General features: G+C 65.9%; 3 protein-coding genes. 1 reads left to right on the plus strand and 2 read right to left on the minus strand.

Going from position 1 to position 1803, the window contains the following annotated elements; all coding sequences use genetic code 11:
• Positions 1-90: 90 nt before the first annotated feature.
• Both ACIRL2_RS51365 and ACIRL2_RS51370 read right to left on the minus strand, forming a co-directional pair.
• Positions 91-735, minus strand: coding sequence for a class I SAM-dependent methyltransferase (locus tag ACIRL2_RS51365; RefSeq protein ID WP_402242717.1), 645 nt, complete (start codon positions 733-735; stop codon positions 91-93).
• A 502-nt stretch (positions 736-1237) separates the two neighbouring features.
• Positions 1238-1525: a hypothetical protein gene (locus tag ACIRL2_RS51370; protein WP_395874403.1), complete on the minus strand. Its 288-nt coding sequence runs from the start codon at positions 1523-1525 to the stop codon at positions 1238-1240.
• 84 nt (positions 1526-1609) lie between these two features.
• On the opposite strand from ACIRL2_RS51370, the gene ACIRL2_RS51375 reads away from it, so the two are divergent.
• The coding region (locus ACIRL2_RS51375; protein ID WP_402242715.1) for a transposase at positions 1610-1803 on the plus strand (194 nt) is incomplete at its 3' end.

The raw sequence follows: 1803 nt of genomic DNA on the forward strand, positions 1-1803 counted from the left end.
CTCGGACAACGTGATCGCCACAGCAGAAGGCCCCGAATGCGACATGACAACAGGGTACTTACTAACCCTCAGGATTTCTGGCGCATCACACTAGCCGAGGCGGGCCAGCAGGTGGGCGTCGAGAAAACCCCGCTCGGAGGCCGGGTCGTGGAGCAGCCGGGCGAACGTGACGAGCCCGGCATCGGCCAGCTGTTCAGCGAACCGGTCCGCCGGCCAGCTGTACGCAGGCGTCACCTTGTGGTCGAAGGGAACCAGCTCGGGACCCTCGGTGGCGAAGAACGAGACCAGGAGCAAGCCCCCTGAGGCCAGGACACGCACCTGCTCGGCGAGCAGCGCGGGTAGTTCCTCCGGAGGGGTGTGGATCATCGAGTAGTGGGCGAGCACGCCGCCGAGCACGCCGTCCTCAACCGGCAGGGCCTCCATCCGCGCTTCGTCGAACCGCAGCGTCGGGTAGGCCCGCCGGGCGTGGTCGACCATGCCCGGGGAGAGATCGAGCCCGAAGGCGTCCAGCCCCAGTTCATGCAGCATCGCCGTCAGATGTCCGGGCCCGCACCCGACATCGGCCACCCGCGGGTTCCCCGTCTCGTGTACCAGCTCGGCGAAGGTGCCGATCATGTTCCGCGAGAACGGGTGCGTCTCCAACCGATTTGCGAACATCGACGCGTAGAGTTCGACGACCCCGTCGTAGGCCGCCCTGGTCTCGTCCTGGTGCTCCACAACGAGAGAACCTAACACCCACGCATGTTCGAGCCGTTCGCCGGTCGGCGCCACATCCGCCCGATCGTCGGCGGGTTCCACGGCAGCCATCGATGGCTCAGTGCCGTGTGTCCTGCGGGGCGAGCAGGCTGGTCAGTCTGGCGATCGCCTCAGGTGACGGTTTGACGTAGCGGCTGAGGTTGTCGGGCTTGCGGTGCCGTCAGGTCGTCCACCGATCCGGTGAGCACCACCTCGTCGAAATTCGGATCGGACACAACGATCACGGGCGTCGTTCCTTCGGGCTCAGGCCGGGTGCGTCGGATCTCCACCCTAGGCATTTGGGCGAGGCGACGCGCTCGCGCCCGGCGTCGCGTACAGCCTCCGTCTCGTCGACGAGACGCGATACGTCGTCGGTGCCGACCGCAAGAACCTCGCCGACACCTACTGTCGGGCGACACGGGCGTGTCAGTCGATGGCGACACGGAATGTGTCAGTGGCGGTCGGGGCTTGGGTGACGCCAATCGACATGCATGGCCTCGGGTCACGCCGTCTCGCGGGCGAGCCTCACCTGGCGGGGGCCGAGCTTGGGTTTTTGCCCGCCGGTGGCCTCGACATACGCGACCGACCCACCTGAGGTTTTCTTAGCGAAATGATCTTCGCGAAGAGGGTTGAACTGCCCATTTGGGGACGGACTGTGGCAGATGTGTCCGGCTGAGAAAAGACGTGAAGCCCCTGAAATGATCTTCGCTGAGAAAGCTTCACTGATCAGCGTCCGACCGCCGTCGGGTTGGTCGGCAGCGGCGAGGGCGAGGATCACGAAGGCGAGCATGGCCAGGGTGGTGTGCCGGTTCCAGGACGGGTGATTGCGGACTTGGAAGTCGTTTCATTTGGTGTGTTCGCTATTCTGGCGTGTGTGACGACGCTTGTGGAGCGGCTGGTGCCGGACGAGTTGTGGGAGTTGTTCGAGCGCGTGGTGCCGTCGAAGCCGACCCGGCCGCAGGGCGGTGGCCGGCGGCGGTACGGGGATCGTGAGGTGTTGGCCGGGATCGTGTTCGTGGCGACGTCCGGTTGCACGTGGCGGCAACTGCCGCCGGTGTTCGGCGCCTC

The organism is Embleya sp. NPDC127516 (genome assembly GCF_044765325.1).
In the GTDB taxonomy this organism is placed as follows: Bacteria; Actinomycetota; Actinomycetes; order Streptomycetales; family Streptomycetaceae; genus Embleya.

Excerpts from the sequence above, each read along its gene's own strand:
- ACIRL2_RS51370 (WP_395874403.1), bottom strand. The coding sequence starts at position 1,525 with ATGCTCGCCTTCGTGATCCTCGCCCTCGCCGCTGCCGACCAACCCGAC.